We start from the raw sequence: 16,585 nt of genomic DNA on the forward strand, positions 1-16,585 counted from the left end.
CATGAATTTACCCGATGACCCGCGTTTTACTACCCGGATAGTTCACAATATCCCGTTTCATGATATTGACCCTATGGGGGTGGTGTGGCATGGCAATTATTTCCGTTATTTTGAAATTGCTCGTGAGGCTTTACTGAATCAAATTGATTATGGCTACCGCGCGATGCAGGCGTCAGGCTATGTGTGGCCAATAGTTGATACGCGAGTGAAATACATTGCTCCGCTCGAATTTGAACAGCGTATTCATATTTGTGCCTCTATTGAAGAATATGAGAACCGCTTACGTATCGGTTACCAGATTTATGATGCGACCAGCGGGAAGCGCATGACAACCGGCTACACCATTCAGGTTGCCGTTAAAGCATCCACGAAAGAAATGAGCTTTGTTTCACCGCCGGTACTGCTGGAAAGAATGGGTATCGTCTCATGAAATCGATATTCACCGTTCTCTTACTGTGTCTAAGTATCAGCGCTCATGCGGTAACGTTGGCATCATTACAACAACGATTCAGCGAACAACCGGTGTTGCGCGCCGAATTTGAACAGCAGCGCAGTATTAGTGGAATGAATAAACCTTTAAAATCAAGTGGTAATTTACTGATTTCACAGGATAAAGGGCTGTGGTGGTCACAGCAGCAACCTTTCGTTCTGACACTGCTACTCGACGATAAGCGCATGGTGCAAACCATGGCCGGCCAGCCTGCGCAGGTTATTACTGCTGACAGCAATCCGCAAATGTTCCAATTTAATCACTTATTAACGGCACTATTTCATGCTGACACGTCGATTTTGGAGCAGAATTTTACCTTAGCTTTCACTGATAGTGGCCAGGATCGTTGGGTGTTAGTGCTCACCCCGAAAACCACGCCATTGGATAAGCTCTTTAAAAGCATCACGTTGCACGGTCAATATTTTCTGGAAACTATCGATATTGAAGATATGCAGGGAGATGGGACCCACATCCGGTTTTTCAACCAATTAACTGAACCTAAGATACTGAGCCATGCCGAACAGCAGCTTTTTGCGCACTGATTGCCATCGAAAACTGGCTATCGGCTGGTTACTTATCTGTTTGCTGTTACTGGCAACATTACTCTGGCTGATCCCGCGTAGTCAGATTAACAGCAGTGTCTTGGCACTATTGCCCAAGCAGGAGTTGACTGGCGTACCTGTCGAATTAACCGCAGGGTTTAATCAGCGTCTGGATCGCCAATTAGTGTGGCTGGTTAGCCCAGCAGAAGACCAATTGGCTCCGGTGAACTGGTGGTTGCAGCAGTTACAAAAAATGCCTGCGCTGCATCAGGTCAGTGGTGAGATGACTGCTCAACGTTTACAGGAGTGGGGCGCCTTTTTCTTTCAGCATCGTAATGTATTGTTGGATGAGGCTACCCGTCTGCGATTAAGCCATGGTGGAGCGGCGCAGGCTCAGTGGATATTGGGGCAGGCGTATTCGGCATTTGCTGGCGTGAGTGGTAAAGAGTTGCAGTATGATCCTTTACTGCTGGTTCGTGGCTCTCAGTTAGCGCAACAACAAAACAGTGGGGCATTAGGTATCAGTAAGGGCTGGCTGGTGGCGAAAGATAGCCAGGGCCGCCCATGGTATTTGATTCACGGTGAATTACGCGCTTCATCTTATGATATGGCCAGTGCCCGTAGCACCGTTGAGTCATTGGCTGAATTAAAGCAGCAGCTTCAGCAGCGTTGGCCCGGTACTGAAGTCTTGGAACGCGGCACGCTTTTTTACAGTAATTACGCGAGTCAGCAGGCTGAAAGTGATATCTCGACCATTGGTTTGATCTCCGTCGCCGGTGTATTCCTGCTGATATTGATAATGTTTAAATCGCTATTGCCACTCGCCTTATGCCTTTTATCAATAACTATTGGGGCATTGGCTGGGGCGGTTGCCACGTTACTGGTTTTTGGCGAAGTCCATGTTATGACGCTGGTATTGAGTGCCAGTATCATTGGTATTTCAGCGGATTACACGCTTTATTACCTGACAGACCGCATGGCACACGGTGGTCAAACGACGCCATTGGAGAGCCTGGCAAAACTTTTCCCAGCCCTGTCAATGGCGCTACTCACCACCGTAATTGCCTATCTGATTCTGCTTATTGCGCCTTTCCCTGGGTTGCAGCAATTGGCTGTTTTTGCCGCCGCAGGGCTAACCGCCGCCTGTATCACGGTGATGTGTTGGTATCCGATATTGGCTAAACGGTTGCCGGTGCGCCCGGTTCCGCGCCTAAAGCTTATTTATCTGTGGCTAGAGAGTTGGCAAAACAACCGAATGTTACGTTTAGGCTTGCCGGCCCTGATTGCTATTTTGACTATCAGTGGGTTAGCCACATTAAAAATTAATGACGATATCAGTGAATTACAGGCGATGCCGCGTGAGTTCCAGCAACAGGAACAGCGCATTGCGGCACTTACCGGCCAGCACAGCGACCAGAAATGGTTCGTTGTGTATGGTGATAATGCTGAGCAGGCATTGCAACGTCTGGAGCAATTCTCACCACAGCTATCACAGGCGAAAAAGGCTGGATGGATTGAAAGTTATCGTGTGTTGCCGTTGCCATCATTATTGCGGCAGCAACAAAATCTGGCATTACTTGAGCAAACCGCGCCAACTATTATCCACCAATTGCAACAGGCGGGTATTAGCGTTTCTCTGCCAGGCTTGCCAGCACAAGGCAACCAGAAGACATGGGTGACCCCGGAGCAATGGCTTGGCTCGGTGGTCAGTGAGGGCTGGCGATTGCTTTGGCTCTCATTGCCTGATGGGCGCACGGCGATGTTGGTGCCGGTAAGTGGTGTCAGTAATCCGGCGGCACTGCAACAGTTAGCGGAGTCCGTGCCAGGAGTAACTTGGGTTGACAGGAAAACAGAGTTCAATGCGCTGTTTTCTCTTTACCGTGCCTATCTATCATGGTTGTTACTCATTGCAGTGGTTGCTATAGCTGTAGTCTATTGCTGGCGCCTGGGTCTGCGTCGCGGCCTCTATTGTGTGGCACCGACGATACTTTCATTGGGGATGGGGCTGGCGGTACTTTCTCTTACCGGCCACTCGTTAAATCTCTTCTCGTTGCTGGCATTAATATTGGTTCTGGGGATTGGCATCAATTATACCCTGTTCTTTACCAATCCCCGAGGGACGCCTAGCACGTCAATGTTTGCTATTTTTATGGCGGTGTTCACCACGCAACTGACTTTCGGCATGCTGGTATTTAGCCACACCCAAGCCATCAGTAGCTTTGGCATTGTGCTGAGTAGTGGTGTGTTTACAGCCTTCTTATTAGCGCCTCTGGCGCTGCCCAAGCCAAAAGGAGAGCCGGCGTGAATTATAAACGCTGTGGGGTGTTACTCGTTTTAGCCTTATTGATTGTAGGGTGTGCCAGTTCGCCGGACCAAACACAGCCTAAAGCCTGGCTTAAGCCCGGAGTGCGGGTCGCTTTGCCGCCACCGACTTTGGCACAACCTATCAATCAGCAGCAATTACTGACCGCAACAGCGCAGGGGAAGCAGCAGTCATTATTAGTGTTGCTTCAGGCTGATGGGCAGCGCTTAACCTTGGTGGGGCTGTCGCCGCTTGGGATCCGCTTGTTCAAGGTTTCCTATGACCTGCAAGGTATTCATTTAGAGCAAACCATGAAAATTGTTGGATTACCTCCAGCAAATCAGGTTCTTGCCGATATTATGCTGAGTTATTGGCCCATCACATCATGGCGTCCGTTATTACCCGAAAATTGGCGGCTGGTGGATGAAGGGGATACACGCAGACTCTATGATGACAAAAACCAAATAGTGACAGAGATTCGCTACCAGCTATCAGGTAACACCCGTAAGCCTATCACTATTGAGCAATTTGTCTTTCACTACCGTATTACTATCCAAAATGTGGAGGAGTAACAGCGATGGTCTATTTCTCTGCTGTTGGCATGGTTAATGCGTTAGGCAGCTCATTGTCTGAAGTGAGTGCGAGCCTTAGTGCCGGGTTAGCCCCAGGCATGGCCCCCCAGCAAGGGTGGCTCTTGGGTGATTCCCCGATTTGGCTGGGGGCCGTGAATACTGAATTGCCTACTTTGCCCGAGCCACTTTCGCAGCACAATAGCCGGAATAATCGCCTGTTGTTGGCGGCATTGTCGCAGATTCAACCTGAGGTTTCCGCATGCATTCTTCGCTATGGTGTATCACGGGTTGCTGTGATTATGGGAACCAGCACCTCAGGTATTTTTGAGGGGGAACGGGCGGTTAGAGAATATCAGCCTGGTTCTGGTGACGTCGCCGGGCAGTTTCCGCCAGGGTATCACTATCAACAGCAGGAGTTAGGCGATCCTGGCATCTTCCTCTCGCGTTATTTGGGGCTGAATGGCCCGAGTTATACCGTGTCTACGGCTTGTTCTTCCAGTGTACGGGCGATTATCAGCGGTAAGCGTTTGATCGAGTCTGGAATAGTCGATGCGGCGATAGTCGGTGGCGCTGACAGTTTATGTCGTATGCCCATCAATGGTTTTCATAGCCTGGAGTCACTTTCGGCTGAGCGTTGTACCCCTTTTGCCGCCGAGCGCCAAGGGATCAACGTGGGTGAGGCAGCGGCGTTGATTTTATTATCACGTGAACCTTCACCTGTAGCGTTACTCGGGGTTGGGGAGTCCTCCGATGCCTGGCATATGTCCGCCCCCCATCCTGAAGGGCATGGGGCGGAACAGGCTATCAGGATGGCATTACGTCAGGCAGAGTTGCAGCCCGCTGATGTGGGCTACATCAATCTGCATGGCACGGCGACGCGGTTAAATGATCAGATAGAAGCGCAGGTCGTGAATAGGGTTTTTGGTCATCAGACACCTTGTAGTTCAACTAAACATCTTACCGGGCATACGCTGGGGGCCGCTGGGGCCACAGAGGCGGCACTCAGTTGGCTGATATTGAGCCGGACTCTACCCTTACCAGTACAAGATTTTTCTCATGCTTCTTGGGATACTACTTTGGCCGAGATTAATTTGGTCACCAAGCCGGAAGTACTTAAAACCCCGGTTATTTTGTCGAACTCATTCGCTTTTGGTGGCAACAATGCGTGTGTGATATTAGGAGCCGGCTGATGGCGTATTCCGCTGAACATTACCTCCCACATCAATCACCAATGGTGATGCTGGATAACGTCCATTGGGTAGGGGAGGACGGGGCTGAATGCAGGGTCACCTTGAGTAAGCATGGGGTGCTTGCGCCGTTCCTCGATGCTCAGGGCTGCCTCCCCAACTGGTTTGCTATCGAATTAATGGCACAAACTATCGGCGTGTGGCGTGGCTGGCATGGCTTGGCGCAAGCGATACCTCCCACGATAGGGATGCTACTTGGTGGGCGAGCTATCAGCTGTGAATTACCGGCATTTCCTGCGGGTAGCGAACTTCAGGTTTGTGTCCAGTTAATCCTGCAAGATGAAAAAATTGGCAGTTTCGAGTGCAGTATCAACATGGCTGGAAAGCAGGTTGCTCGTGGTCGGCTAAATACTTATCAGCCAGATGCCGAAGAAATAAAAAAACTCACATTGGGGAAAGGCGCATGAAGCGTTCTGTTTTAGTCACCGGGGCCAGCAAAGGGATCGGGCAGGCCATCGCACACCGTCTGGCTGCGGATGGTTTTTTAGTGGTTGTTCATTATCACCAAGATCTTACTGGCGGTGAAGCGACACTGGCTCAGATTATTGAGGCGGGTGGTGAAGGGCGCTTGATCTGTTTTGATATCAGCGACAGGCCGCAGTGTAAAGAGGTACTCGAGCAGGATATCGCCACTCATGGCGCTTACTACGGTGTGGTGAACAATGCCGGTATCACGCGTGATGGTGCATTCCCAGCATTGACGCAAGAGGATTGGGATGGCGTCATTCATACCAATCTGGACAGTTTCTATAATGTGTTGCACCCCTGCGTAATGCCGATGATTGGTTTACGTAACGGCGGGCGCATTATTGCGCTTTCTTCGGTCTCCGGTGTGGTGGGGAATCGTGGTCAGGTGAATTACAGTGCGGCTAAAGCGGGGATTATCGGGGCTTGTAAGGCTCTGGCGCTGGAGTTGGCTAAACGCAAGATTACCGTGAATTGTATTGCACCTGGGTTGATTGATACTGGCATGATCAATATGGAGCCTATCGCGCTGCAAGAAGCCATGCGGATGATCCCACTTAAACGGATGGGAGAGGCTGAAGAGGTGGCTGGTTTAGCCAGTTACCTGATGTCAGATATCGCCGGTTATGTCACGCGTCAGGTGATTTCAATTAATGGAGGAATGGTATGAGCAGCAGGATGGTTGCCATCAATAGAGTTGTGATTACCGGCATGAGTGGGGTCACTGCCTTTGGCAATAACTGGGCGGATATTTCAGCACGTATTTATGCCGGTCAAAATGCGGTGCAATATATGCCGCAGTGGGAAGAATATCAGGGGTTGAATACCCATTTAGGTGCGCCGATTGATGATTTTGTGGTGCCCGCACATTACACCCGTAAACGCATCCGCTCGATGGGGCGGGTATCCTTATTGGCCACCAGAGCCACTGAGCTGGCGCTAGAGCAAGCGGGTCTGATGGGGGAAGATGTACTTACCAATGGGGATACAGGGATTGCCTATGGCTCTTCTACCGGTAGCACTAAGCCGGTGAGTGAATTTGCCACGATGTTAACCGAAAAACACACCAACAATATTACCGGCACCACCTATGTGCAAATGATGCCGCATACGGCGGCGGTGAATACTGGGCTGTTTTTTGGGTTGCGCGGGCGGGTTATTCCTACCTCAAGTGCTTGTACGTCAGGTAGTCAGGCAATTGGTTATGCCTATGAAGCAATCCGTCATGGCTACCAGAAAGTGATGGTTGCTGGTGGTGCAGAGGAACTGTGTCCTTCCGAGGCGGCGGTATTTGATACCTTGTTTGCTACTAGCCAGCTAAATGATTCACCAAAATTATCACCAAGGCCATTTGATCGCCAACGTGATGGCTTGGTTATTGGTGAAGGGGCTGGCACGTTGATTCTGGAAGAACTGGAGCACGCCAAAGCACGTGGTGCCACTATTTACGGTGAAATCATTGGTTTTTATACTAATTGCGATGCCAGCCATATTACTCAACCACAAAAAGAGACCATGCAAATCTGCATTGAAAAGGCGTTACTAAGCTCGGGCCTGGCTGCCGCTGATATTGGCTATATCAGTGCTCATGGTACCGCGACTGAACGTGGCGATATTGCAGAAAGCCAGGCTACGGCGGCTGTTTTTGGTAACCGGACCCCCATTTCCTCTTTGAAAAGTTATTTTGGTCATACCCTAGGGGCTTGCGGTGCTCTTGAAGCCTGGATGAGTCTGGAAATGATGCGGGCCGGGCGTTTCGCACCAACCATTAATCTAACTGACCCTGATCCTGCCTGTGGTGACCTGGATTACCTGATGGGCGAGGGGCGTTATATTGATACCGAATTCTTCCAGACAAATAACTTCGCGTTTGGCGGCATTAACACCTCATTGGTGATCCGTCGCTGGCCGTAACCGCCATTGCTTTCCTCATTGTTGATTTTTTATCAAAAGTATTGTGTTGAATATGGCATTTTTTGGCAATAAAACTCTGGGCATAATCAGTTCAGATTTTTACCGGGTGGCTCGGGTAAATGGCCCCCGGTAATCAGCCAATTTTAAACATGTTTAAGCACGATAAAAATTCAAAATGAGGAATTACTATGAGCGTACCTGCATTCGGCCTGGGAACTTTTCGTCTTCAAGATCAAGTTGTTATTGATTCAGTGAGTCAGGCATTAACCGCGGGCTATCGTGTTATCGATACCGCACAAATATATGAAAATGAAGCAGCTGTTGGCCAAGCTATTGCGCAAAGCGGCATCCAGCGTGATGAGCTCTTTATCACCACTAAGATTTGGATTGCTAACTTAGCGCAGGGCAAGCTCATCCCTAGCCTGCAAGAGAGCTTGCAGAAGCTAAGAACAGACTATGTGGATTTAACATTGATTCACTGGCCTTCGCCAAACGATGAAGTACCCGTCGCTGAATTTATGGCTGAATTAGTGAAAGCCAAAGAGCTGGGCTTAACCCGGCAGATTGGTATTTCTAACTTCACCATCGATTTAATGAAACAGGCCATTGCGGCGGTGGGGGCCGAGGCAATTGCTACCAACCAAATCGAACTGTCACCCTTATTACAGAACGGTAAGGTCGTTGAATTTGCGAAAGAAAATGGCATAGCGATCACTTCTTATATGACGCTGGCTTATGGTAAAGCGCTAGAAGAGCCCGTGATTAAAACGATTGCGGAGCAACATGGTGCCACTCCCGCTCAGGTGATTTTAAGCTGGGCGATGCAACTGGGCTATAGCGTGATCCCGTCATCGACCAAAGCCGCTAATCTGGCCAGTAACATGTTAGCGCAGGAATTGCGCTTGAGTGCCGAAGATATGGCACTGATAGCGTCGTTGGATCGTGGTGAGAGGTTAGTCAGCCCTGAAGGCCTGGCACCTGCATGGGATTGATCACGCTTTAAACCATTATCTGAACCACCCTATGTTGGGTGGTTTTTTATTTTGCTGGGAACATTTGTGCCAGACGTTCATTGATAAAATCAATAAAACAACGCAGCCGGTTACTGACGGCCTGATCACTGTAATACACTGCATTAATCGGCATAACGACGGGTAGAGTCTGTTCTACCAGTAGCGGCACTAAGTCCCCGCGTTGTAGATCGCCTCTGATCATGAAATCCGATAAGCAAGCAATGCCATTTCCCTCAAGGCAAAGGCGGCGTTGCGTCTCCCCATTATTTGACGTTAAATCTGAATTTATTTCATAAAGTTGCCCATCAGCACCTGCGAGCGGCCAACGATTTAGCACCGGTAAATCATTGAACCCCAGACATAAATGATGCTGTAAATCAGCCACCGTTTGTGGGGTGCCATGTTGCTTTAGGTAGGCCGGTGAGGCCAAAATATGGCGGTAACTGGTCATCAGCTTTCTGGCACGTAAGGTTGAGTCCTGTAACGTGCCGACCCGAATAGCAATATCAACCTTTCTTTCAATTAGGTTAATAAAGGTTTCTGACGAAACCAGTGATAATGTCACCAACGGATAACGCTGACGAAACTCCGCCATCAGCGGAGCCAGAATGTGCAACACCACTGGAGTAGAAGCATCGATACGCAGCAATCCTTTGGGATTTAACTGATTATCGAGTATCTAGTTTTCCGCAGTGGCCATTTCCCGCAGAATATTTTGCACTCGCCGAAAGTAGTGCTCGCCTTCTTGTGTCAGGCTGATTTGCCGGGTTGTGCGATTTAACAGCGTCACCCCTAGCTTGCTTTCGAGTTTTTTTACTGTCCGGCTGACGACTGAATTAGCTTGATCGAGTTGCTCTGCCGCACGGCTAAAACTGCCACATTCCACTACGGTAACAAAAGTAATCAGTTCATCTGAATGCGCTTTCATTGTTGCCACTCCAGCAAAAATATTTTGATATTTTGAGCATTTTTGTCATTTAACCATAGGTACATAATAGCCGCTATCAAATTGACCCGTATTTCTGGAGTAATTATGCCGCTTGCATTATGGGCACTGACCATCAGTGCATTCGCTATTGGTACCACTGAATTTGTGATTGTCGGGCTGGTTCCGACCATCGCAGAACAACTGGCGGTTTCTGTGCCATCCGCCGGTTTATTAGTTTCAATCTATGCATTGGGCGTTGCTATTGGTGCTCCAGTGTTAACCGCATTAACCGGGCGCATACCGCGTAAAATGCTATTGATTGGCTTGATGGTCTTGTTCACCCTGGGGAACTTATTAGCCTGGCAATCACCTGGTTATGAGACTCTGGTTGTTGCTCGTTTACTCACCGGTCTGGCCCACGGTGTGTTCTTCTCGATTGGTTCGACTATTGCTACCAGTTTGGTGCCAAAGGAGAAAGCGGCGTCGGCGATTGCTATTATGTTTGGTGGTTTAACGGTGGCACTGGTGACTGGGGTTCCGCTCGGGACATTTATCGGCCAGCATTTTGGCTGGCGGGAGACTTTCCTTGCGGTGTCACTGATTGGGGTCATTGCCATTATTGCCAGCGCCATTTTGGTTCCCAGTAATATTCCCAATAAGGCTTCAGCCAGTATAAAGCAGCAACTACAGGTGCTCACCCACCCACGTTTACTGCTGATTTATGCCATTACCGCCTTGGGATACGGTGGTTTCTTCACCATGTTTACTTTCCTCGCGCCAATGATGCAAGAGCTGGCAGGATTCTCACCTGCCGCAGTGAGTTGGATCTTACTGGCGTATGGGGTATCGGTCGCTATCGGCAATATCTGGGGCGGTAAACTCGCAGACCGCCATGGTGCAGTACCTGCTTTGAGTTTTATTTTTACCGCACTTGCTGTCTTACTGTTTGTTTTCCAATTCAGTGCCAACCACAGTATTGCGGCATTAATTACGTTGCTGGTCATGGGGATTTTTGCCTTTGGTAACGTCCCCGGTTTACAAGTTTATGTGGTGCAGAAAGCGCAAGAATATACGCCACATGCCGTTGACGTTGCTTCGGGCCTGAATATCGCGGCGTTTAATGTCGGAATCGCGTTAGGATCGATTATTGGTGGGCAGACAGTTATCCGGGTTGGGTTGGCTCAGACCCCTTGGATCGGTGGCGTGATTGTTATTGGTGCGCTATTACTGGTGACACTGAGTGGCAAGCTGGATAAGAAGCACCCACGGCAAGTTGCTGTCAGCTAAATCCCTGCCAGTATCTATTGAAGCCCGCGATTGTGGGCTTCTTTGTTAATAGCAGGCTTATTAGTGCATTATGAATCACATAGATTGAATCTCTGCTTGTGTATCCCAACATCAGAATAATATCGTGGCTAAAAGAAATTACTGACAGCAGCATCTGGGCGTATAATCAGTGAACTACCGGCTGTTGTTACCTCTCGAGCCAGAGTGATTTCGAATAAGGAATAGGCCATCAAAGTGCCGAAACGAACATATGCCATGCGATATGTTGCAGGTCAACCGGTTGAACAAATCTTCCCAGGTTCTGCTAAGCAACTGGGGCTGGGGTTACCGCCAGGCGCGCCATTGCCGACATCTGAATTTTTGCGGGTGATGGTGTGGAATATCTTTAAGCAGCAGCGGGCGCAATGGCTCTCGGTGCTCAAAGAGTTCGGGCGTGATACTCAACTGATGTTACTGCAAGAAGCACAAACAACACCTGAGCTGGTGCGGTTTGCTACGTCTCACTATCAGGCGGCCGATCAGGTTCCTGCCTTTGCACTGCCTCAGCACCCTTCAGGTGTGATGACGCTTGCAGCCACCCATCCGGTCTACTGTTGCCCCCTGCGTGAGAGAGAGCCGTTACTGCGGTTGTCTAAATCGGCCTTAATTACTGTTTACCCAATCCATGACGGCCGTTTATTGATGGTGGTGAATATTCACGCGGTGAATTTCAGTCTTGGTGTTGATGTTTACAGTAAACAACTCGAGCCCATTGGGGAACAAATCGCGATGCATCGTGGCCCGGTGATTCTGGCGGGGGATTTTAATGCCTGGAGCCGACAGCGGGTTAATGCTTTACAGTGCTTTGCCCAAGTGGTGGGGTTAGCTGAAGTTGAATTCCGGGCTGATAACCGTAGCCGTGCGTTTGGCCGACCGCTTGATTTTGTCTTTTATCGGGGTCTTACTCTGGCAGATGCATCGGTATTAGTGACTCGAGCCTCTGATCACAATCCACTGCTGGTTGAATTTCAGCCATAAAAAAAGCACCCCGAAGGGTGCTTTTTAACAGCTTTAATCGCGATTCTGACTCTACGTATCCGGGGTCGATTTGCCGTTAACGAACAACGTCAATTTCAAGCCTGGTTGTAAACTATTAGCCTTGCTGACTACCGAATTCCATCGCATCACATCGTCGGTGTTTACACCGTGACGCTTGGCAATACTGGCAAAAGAATCACCTTTACGAACCTGATAGGTGATGCTGTTGCTGGTCGTTGTATTGCTTGCCAGTTGCAGGGTTTGCCCAACTTTTAAGGTGCTCTTGGCACGTAAGTTGTTCCAACTCTGCAAATCGCTGGTCTTGATATTCAACCGCTTGGCAATCGTAGATAAGGTATCACCGGAGCGAACTTTATACTGCGAACCTGATGCTGATTTTGAGCTGTTCTGTGCCAACTTGGTTGGTTGAACGGCGGCAATATCAGTATCTGCCAATGAATCTTTAAGCTGCTCAGCATGGGCCTTTGGCAACATAATATAACGAGGACCATGTCCATCAGGTGCCGTTACATTGCGCTTATACCCAGAATTAAAGGATTTCAACTTAGTAAGTGACATCCCCGCCATCTCAGCCGCCTGAGTTAGCTGTATCTGCTGACCTACATCAACACGTGCTAATGCACGGTCTTTGTCGGGTTCTGGCAAGTTTATACCGTACTTTTTGCTGTTCTTGATTAAATCACCCAAGGCCAGCATTTTTGGAACATAAATTGACGTTTCACGTGGAAGCGACAATGCCCAAAAATTGGTCGGTTTACCCTTTGCCTTATTAGCTTTCACCGCTTGCATGACTCTGCCTTCACCACTGTTATAAGCAGCGACTGTTAACAACCAGTCACCGTCAAACATTTTGTTCAGGCGCTCCATCATATCAAGCGCTGCTTTGGTAGAAGCAACCACATCTCTGCGGCCGTCATACCATTGGTTTTGTTTCAAGCCATAGTTTCGACCTGTACTCGGCACTATCTGCCATAGCCCTGCGGCGTTGGCGGATGATGTCGCGTGTGGGTCAAAAGCGCTCTCCACTATGGGTAGCAGTACCAGTTCCATCGGCATTTTACGTTTCTTAATCTGCTCGACTATCAGGTACATGTACGGCTCTGCCCGTAATGTTACATCGTGGAGATAGCTCTTATTTCTTAAGTATTTTTGCTTTTGTTCACGGATCCGGGAATTTTCCGGAACCTTCATCTTCAGCTCGTCGCTAATGAAGTTCCACAAATCTTGCTGCGCGAGGCCACTTTCACTATCAAGCCATCGCGCGCTGCCCTCTCGGACGCTATTTGTGTACTCTCCTGCTTCACTCTCTTGACCTGCTGAAGACAAACTCTGCGCATGCTGTACGGGAACCTGTACGTCCTGCTTGGACGTCTGGCACCCAACAAGCAAGACTGAGGCGAGAAATATCGCTTTGGTCTTCATGTGTGTGTCAATGTCAGTTGCTTAAAAGACGACCAATCATACTTTGCTTCGACAAAAAACACAACTAAAAGCTCAGAAGCGGTCTTTCTGGGCGCGTAATTCGGAAAAAACTGAAGCAAGTGAGTCTGGTGGCGAGATAACGCCTATTTTCCTTTGTAAATCAATGTCATCACAACGTAAAAAAACATTAATTTTACGCTCTAATTGCAATTTTACCGGCAAACTAGGTAGGTTTTTTGCCCGTAATTGCATGATTTGTTGTTGATATGTAGCAATATCTTGATCTGCGGGCAAAATGAAACGAGCAAACTTAAGATTTGCGAGAGTATATTCATGCGCGCTGCAAATTAAGGTTTCAGCGGGAAGCTGCGCCAGTCGTTGAATTGACGCATACATTTGCTCTGGTGTGCCTTCAAATAGTCTGCCGCAGCCGGCAGAAAAAAGTGTGTCGCCGCAGAAAAGATAAGGTTCGCTGTAGTATGCAATGTGCCCAAGGGTATGGCCAGGGACGGCAATAATGGTGTAGTTTTGACCATCAATTGTCAGGTGATCACCCCCATTTACGATAACTGTCGCACCTTTATTTGCTGTTTCCTGCGGACCATAGACGGGAATATTGGGAAAATGGCGGTGTAATTGTGCCACACCACCGACGTGATCGTTGTGGTGATGGGTGAGCAGGATGGCCTGAGGAGTGTATTGGCCTTGTGCCAGTGCAGACAGCACCGGCGCTGATTCACCCGGATCAACAATAACGCAGTGTTTTTGTGGGTTTGCCAATAACCAAATGTAATTGTCTTGAAATGCCGGAATACTGATAAGATTCATTGGATACCTCTTTTTTGTTGGCAACCGCTTGAGTGTGAAAGAAGATAATATACCCGTCATCTTTCAAATCGCAGGTGTATTGGCGGCTCCCGTTCATCCGCATCACTTACGGGGATTAGCTTATCGGGGTTCACTTACTTGCCACCTTCCTGCACCTTGAAATCTATTGGGTAGAAACATGAAACTAGCGCAAACACACCAACAGATCGATGCGCCCGCATCTTGGGCGGAGTTACCTTGGGGAGAGTATTACCGTGCGGCGCTTGAACAGCAATTACAACCTTGGTGGCCGAAGCTATTTGGTTTTCATCTGTTGAAAATAGGCCAGTTGAGTGCGGAAATCGCCAGCGATAAATGTGCTATCTCCCATCAGGTTAATGTGGGGGAACAAGGTACTAATATGCAGGTGCTGGCCAGCCCATACCAGTTACCTTTTGCTGAAAAGTCAGTGGATGCCTGTCTGTTATCTCATTCTTTAGCCTATGCCACTGATCCACATCGTATTTTGCGTGAGGCAGATAGGGTGCTTATTGATGACGGCTGGTTGATTATCAGTAACTTCAATCCGATGAGTGTGCTGGGTGCCGGCAAGCTGGTGCCAATATTACGCCAGCGCCAGCCTTATATTAGCCGAATGTTTACTCAGATGCGTTTGCTGGATTGGCTGAGTTTGCTGAATTATGAAGTTATGCATATGTCGTGCTTTCACGTTTTACCCTGGCATAAAGAAGGTGGGCGCTTTATCAGCACCCATCTACATGCACTGGGGTGTGTCAGCCTGATTGTGGCCCGTAAGCGCACCATACCTTTAACATTTAATCCGATGAAGTTTGGTGCACGTAAGCCTTGGTTTAGCCGTGCGGTTGGCGCAACCAAAAGTTATCGCGACCAACCTTGATTCGGTGTGTGAAAGCCACTAATACCGTGGCAACGTCAGGTAAGAAGAGTTAGTTGGGGATATAACCAATATCGTCTTGTGTCGGTGAATTGGCCGCAAGGCGTGCCAGTTCATCGCAGCGCTCATTTTCAGGATGGCCAGCATGGCCTTTAACCCATTCCCATTGTACGGTATGGCCTTGGATTGCCAGATCCAGCCGTTGCCATAAATCTACGTTACGTACCGGTTTGCGGTCTGTGGTTTTCCACCCGCGCTTTTTCCAGTTGTGGATCCACTGTGTGATGCCCTGACGCACGTATTGGCTGTCAGTGCTGAGCGTCACGTGGCAAGGTGATGTCAATGCCTCCAAGGCGACGATAGCAGCCATCAACTCCATACGGTTGTTGGTTGTCAAACGGTAGCCAGCACTAAAGGTCTTTTCATGTTGTTTGTAACGCATAATTGCGCCATAACCACCGGGGCCAGGATTGCCAAGGCAAGATCCGTCGGTGAAAATTTCTACCTGTTTAGTCATCTCTGGTAGACTCTTCCTATCTGTTTAAACGTTAAGTCTGACATAAACGAGCGCTATGAGCACTGGCAATATGCAAGTTACCCCGACCAGACAGATTGTTCTGGATACTGAAACCACTGGTATGAATAAGCTGGGCGTTCATTATGAAGGCCATCGGATTATTGAGATCGGTGCTGTTGAAGTGATCAACCGCCGTCTGACCGGCAGAAACTTCCATGTGTATGTGAAACCGGACCGTCTGGTCGACCCAGAGGCCTACGGTGTCCATGGTATCAGTGATGAGTTTCTGGCCGATAAACCCACATTTGCTGATATTACACCGGAGTTTCTCGAGTTTATCCGTGGTGCTGAACTGGTCATTCATAATGCGGCGTTTGATATCGGCTTTATGGATTACGAGTTCCGTATGTTACAGCAAGATATTCCGAAAACGGAAACCTTCTGTACCATCACCGATAGCCTGTTATTGGCGCGCCGCCTGTTCCCCGGCAAGCGTAATAACCTTGATGCGTTATGCGATCGCTATCTGATAGATAATACCAAGCGAACGTTGCACGGCGCATTACTCGATGCCGAAATTCTGGCAGAAGTGTATCTGGCGATGACCGGCGGTCAGACGTCTCTGTCTTTCTCTATGGAAGGTGATCAGTCGCAGAATGATTCTTCTGAAAATATCCAGCGTATTACCCGGCCAGCATCTGCGTTGAAAGTAATTTATGCGGCTGAAGAGGAGTTGTCAGCCCATGAATCGCGTCTGGATTTGGTGATGAAGAAGGGCGGCAGTTGTTTGTGGCGGATGCCGCTTGAATCGGAAGATAGTGCAAATGCAGAATAAAATGATTTCCAGATGAAAAACTGCGCAACCGGCTTATTTTGCTGGAAAAAGTATTGACGAGATTGCATTCCATACGTAATATCCGTCTCGTTCTTAACCGGAACAGCAGCGTGGTGCGGTAGTTCAGTCGGTTAGAATACCGGCCTGTCACGCCGGGGGTCGCGGGTTCGAGTCCCGTCCGCACCGCCAACATTCAGAAGCCCTGAGTTATTGCTAACTCGGGGCTTCGTTGTATCTATACCCTTGGTACTTGAAGCTGCTGGGGGGCAAAATAATAGAACCCCCCCTTG

General features: G+C 48.9%; 16 protein-coding genes, 1 tRNA gene and 1 pseudogene. 14 read left to right on the forward strand and 4 right to left on the reverse strand.

Annotated features, from left to right (window positions below):
- The first annotated feature begins 1 nt into the window (after position 1).
- The 9 genes from V1956_RS07405 to dkgB all read left to right on the forward strand — a co-directional run bounded on the left by V1956_RS07405 (position 2) and on the right by dkgB (position 8,524).
- Entirely contained in the window at positions 2-430 is a 429-nt protein-coding gene (locus tag V1956_RS07405) for an acyl-CoA thioesterase (RefSeq protein ID WP_372559744.1), read from the forward strand.
- Positions 427-1,032: a LolA family protein gene (locus tag V1956_RS07410; protein WP_083162984.1), complete on the forward strand. Its 606-nt coding sequence runs from the start codon at positions 427-429 to the stop codon at positions 1,030-1,032. Before V1956_RS07405 ends, V1956_RS07410 begins: the two co-directional genes overlap by 4 nt.
- Positions 1,004-3,337: an MMPL family transporter gene (locus V1956_RS07415; protein ID WP_442824973.1), complete on the forward strand. Its 2,334-nt coding sequence runs from the start codon at positions 1,004-1,006 to the stop codon at positions 3,335-3,337. The genes V1956_RS07410 and V1956_RS07415 overlap by 29 nt, the downstream gene beginning before the upstream one ends.
- Entirely contained in the window at positions 3,334-3,906 is a 573-nt protein-coding gene (locus V1956_RS07420; protein WP_372559741.1) for a DUF3261 domain-containing protein, read from the forward strand. The genes V1956_RS07415 and V1956_RS07420 overlap by 4 nt, the downstream gene beginning before the upstream one ends.
- Before the next feature lie 5 nt (positions 3,907-3,911).
- The gene (locus V1956_RS07425) at positions 3,912-5,096 is read left to right on the forward strand and encodes a beta-ketoacyl-[acyl-carrier-protein] synthase family protein (RefSeq protein WP_372559740.1); all 1,185 of its coding nucleotides are present in this window, start codon (positions 3,912-3,914) and stop codon (positions 5,094-5,096) included.
- Positions 5,096-5,560 (forward strand): ApeP family dehydratase, encoded by a 465-nt coding sequence (locus V1956_RS07430; protein ID WP_372559739.1) that lies wholly within the window; start codon positions 5,096-5,098, stop codon positions 5,558-5,560. The genes V1956_RS07425 and V1956_RS07430 overlap by 1 nt, the downstream gene beginning before the upstream one ends.
- The gene (locus V1956_RS07435; RefSeq protein ID WP_442824974.1) at positions 5,557-6,288 is read left to right on the forward strand and encodes a 3-ketoacyl-ACP reductase FabG2; all 732 of its coding nucleotides are present in this window, start codon (positions 5,557-5,559) and stop codon (positions 6,286-6,288) included. The genes V1956_RS07430 and V1956_RS07435 overlap by 4 nt, the downstream gene beginning before the upstream one ends.
- Positions 6,289-6,296: 8 nt before the next feature.
- A complete protein-coding gene (locus V1956_RS07440; protein ID WP_442825788.1) occupies positions 6,297-7,532 on the forward strand; it encodes a beta-ketoacyl-ACP synthase in 1,236 nt (411 codons plus the stop codon).
- 188 nt (positions 7,533-7,720) lie between these two features.
- Complete coding sequence (gene dkgB / locus V1956_RS07445) at positions 7,721-8,524, forward strand: 2,5-didehydrogluconate reductase DkgB (RefSeq protein ID WP_372559737.1); 804 nt, start codon at positions 7,721-7,723, stop codon at positions 8,522-8,524.
- A gap of 46 nt (positions 8,525-8,570) precedes the next feature.
- Here the strand turns inward: dkgB and yafC are convergent.
- A pseudogene (yafC, locus tag V1956_RS07450) lies at positions 8,571-9,473 on the reverse strand (DNA-binding transcriptional regulator YafC).
- 105 nt (positions 9,474-9,578) lie between these two features.
- Here yafC and V1956_RS07455 point away from each other — a divergent pair.
- Together V1956_RS07455 and V1956_RS07460 are read left to right on the forward strand one after the other, a co-directional pair.
- A complete protein-coding gene (locus tag V1956_RS07455) occupies positions 9,579-10,760 on the forward strand; it encodes an MFS transporter (RefSeq protein ID WP_420074603.1) in 1,182 nt (393 codons plus the stop codon).
- 234 nt (positions 10,761-10,994) lie between these two features.
- Complete coding sequence (locus tag V1956_RS07460) at positions 10,995-11,777, forward strand: endonuclease/exonuclease/phosphatase family protein (RefSeq protein ID WP_083163001.1); 783 nt, start codon at positions 10,995-10,997, stop codon at positions 11,775-11,777.
- A gap of 51 nt (positions 11,778-11,828) precedes the next feature.
- Here the strand turns inward: V1956_RS07460 and mltD are convergent, their stop codons facing one another.
- The gene (gene mltD, locus V1956_RS07465; RefSeq protein ID WP_083163003.1) at positions 11,829-13,220 is read right to left on the reverse strand and encodes a murein transglycosylase D; all 1,392 of its coding nucleotides are present in this window, start codon (positions 13,218-13,220) and stop codon (positions 11,829-11,831) included.
- A 72-nt stretch (positions 13,221-13,292) separates the two neighbouring features.
- Entirely contained in the window at positions 13,293-14,048 is a 756-nt protein-coding gene (gene gloB / locus V1956_RS07470; protein WP_372559734.1) for a hydroxyacylglutathione hydrolase, read from the reverse strand.
- A gap of 178 nt (positions 14,049-14,226) precedes the next feature.
- Here gloB and V1956_RS07475 point away from each other — a divergent pair, with 178 nt between their 5' ends.
- A complete protein-coding gene (locus tag V1956_RS07475) occupies positions 14,227-14,946 on the forward strand; it encodes a class I SAM-dependent methyltransferase (protein ID WP_442824975.1) in 720 nt (239 codons plus the stop codon).
- A gap of 49 nt (positions 14,947-14,995) precedes the next feature.
- Here V1956_RS07475 and rnhA read toward each other — a convergent pair whose 3' ends face one another.
- Complete coding sequence (gene rnhA, locus V1956_RS07480) at positions 14,996-15,460, reverse strand: ribonuclease HI (RefSeq protein WP_050074222.1); 465 nt, start codon at positions 15,458-15,460, stop codon at positions 14,996-14,998.
- Positions 15,461-15,530: 70 nt separating this feature from the next.
- Here rnhA and dnaQ point away from each other — a divergent pair, with 70 nt between their 5' ends.
- The gene (gene dnaQ / locus V1956_RS07485; protein ID WP_083163009.1) at positions 15,531-16,295 is read left to right on the forward strand and encodes a DNA polymerase III subunit epsilon; all 765 of its coding nucleotides are present in this window, start codon (positions 15,531-15,533) and stop codon (positions 16,293-16,295) included.
- Between the two features lie 112 nt (positions 16,296-16,407).
- Positions 16,408-16,484, forward strand: a tRNA-Asp gene (locus tag V1956_RS07490).
- The last annotated feature ends 101 nt before the right edge of the window (positions 16,485-16,585 follow it).

Source organism: Yersinia sp. 2540 StPb PI (genome assembly GCF_052217165.1).
Taxonomy (GTDB): Bacteria; Pseudomonadota; Gammaproteobacteria; order Enterobacterales; family Enterobacteriaceae; genus Yersinia; species Yersinia enterocolitica_E.

What these genes read in the sequence shown, in the direction of transcription:
- V1956_RS07405 (WP_372559744.1), top strand. Translation starts at nt 2, where the DNA reads ATGAATTTACCCGATGACCCGCGTTTTACTACCCGGATAGTTCACAAT.
- V1956_RS07410 (WP_083162984.1), top strand. Translation starts at nt 427, where the DNA reads ATGAAATCGATATTCACCGTTCTCTTACTGTGTCTAAGTATCAGCGCT.
- V1956_RS07415 (WP_442824973.1), top strand. Translation starts at nt 1,004, where the DNA reads ATGCCGAACAGCAGCTTTTTGCGCACTGATTGCCATCGAAAACTGGCT.
- V1956_RS07425 (WP_372559740.1), top strand. Translation starts at nt 3,912, where the DNA reads ATGGTCTATTTCTCTGCTGTTGGCATGGTTAATGCGTTAGGCAGCTCA.
- V1956_RS07430 (WP_372559739.1), top strand. Translation starts at nt 5,096, where the DNA reads ATGGCGTATTCCGCTGAACATTACCTCCCACATCAATCACCAATGGTG.
- V1956_RS07435 (WP_442824974.1), top strand. Translation starts at nt 5,557, where the DNA reads ATGAAGCGTTCTGTTTTAGTCACCGGGGCCAGCAAAGGGATCGGGCAG.
- V1956_RS07440 (WP_442825788.1), top strand. Translation starts at nt 6,297, where the DNA reads ATGGTTGCCATCAATAGAGTTGTGATTACCGGCATGAGTGGGGTCACT.
- dkgB (WP_372559737.1), top strand. Translation starts at nt 7,721, where the DNA reads ATGAGCGTACCTGCATTCGGCCTGGGAACTTTTCGTCTTCAAGATCAA.
- V1956_RS07455 (WP_420074603.1), top strand. Translation starts at nt 9,579, where the DNA reads ATGCCGCTTGCATTATGGGCACTGACCATCAGTGCATTCGCTATTGGT.
- mltD (WP_083163003.1), bottom strand. Translation starts at nt 13,220, where the DNA reads ATGAAGACCAAAGCGATATTTCTCGCCTCAGTCTTGCTTGTTGGGTGC.
- gloB (WP_372559734.1), bottom strand. Translation starts at nt 14,048, where the DNA reads ATGAATCTTATCAGTATTCCGGCATTTCAAGACAATTACATTTGGTTA.
- V1956_RS07475 (WP_442824975.1), top strand. Translation starts at nt 14,227, where the DNA reads ATGAAACTAGCGCAAACACACCAACAGATCGATGCGCCCGCATCTTGG.
- rnhA (WP_050074222.1), bottom strand. Translation starts at nt 15,460, where the DNA reads ATGACTAAACAGGTAGAAATTTTCACCGACGGATCTTGCCTTGGCAAT.
- dnaQ (WP_083163009.1), top strand. Translation starts at nt 15,531, where the DNA reads ATGCAAGTTACCCCGACCAGACAGATTGTTCTGGATACTGAAACCACT.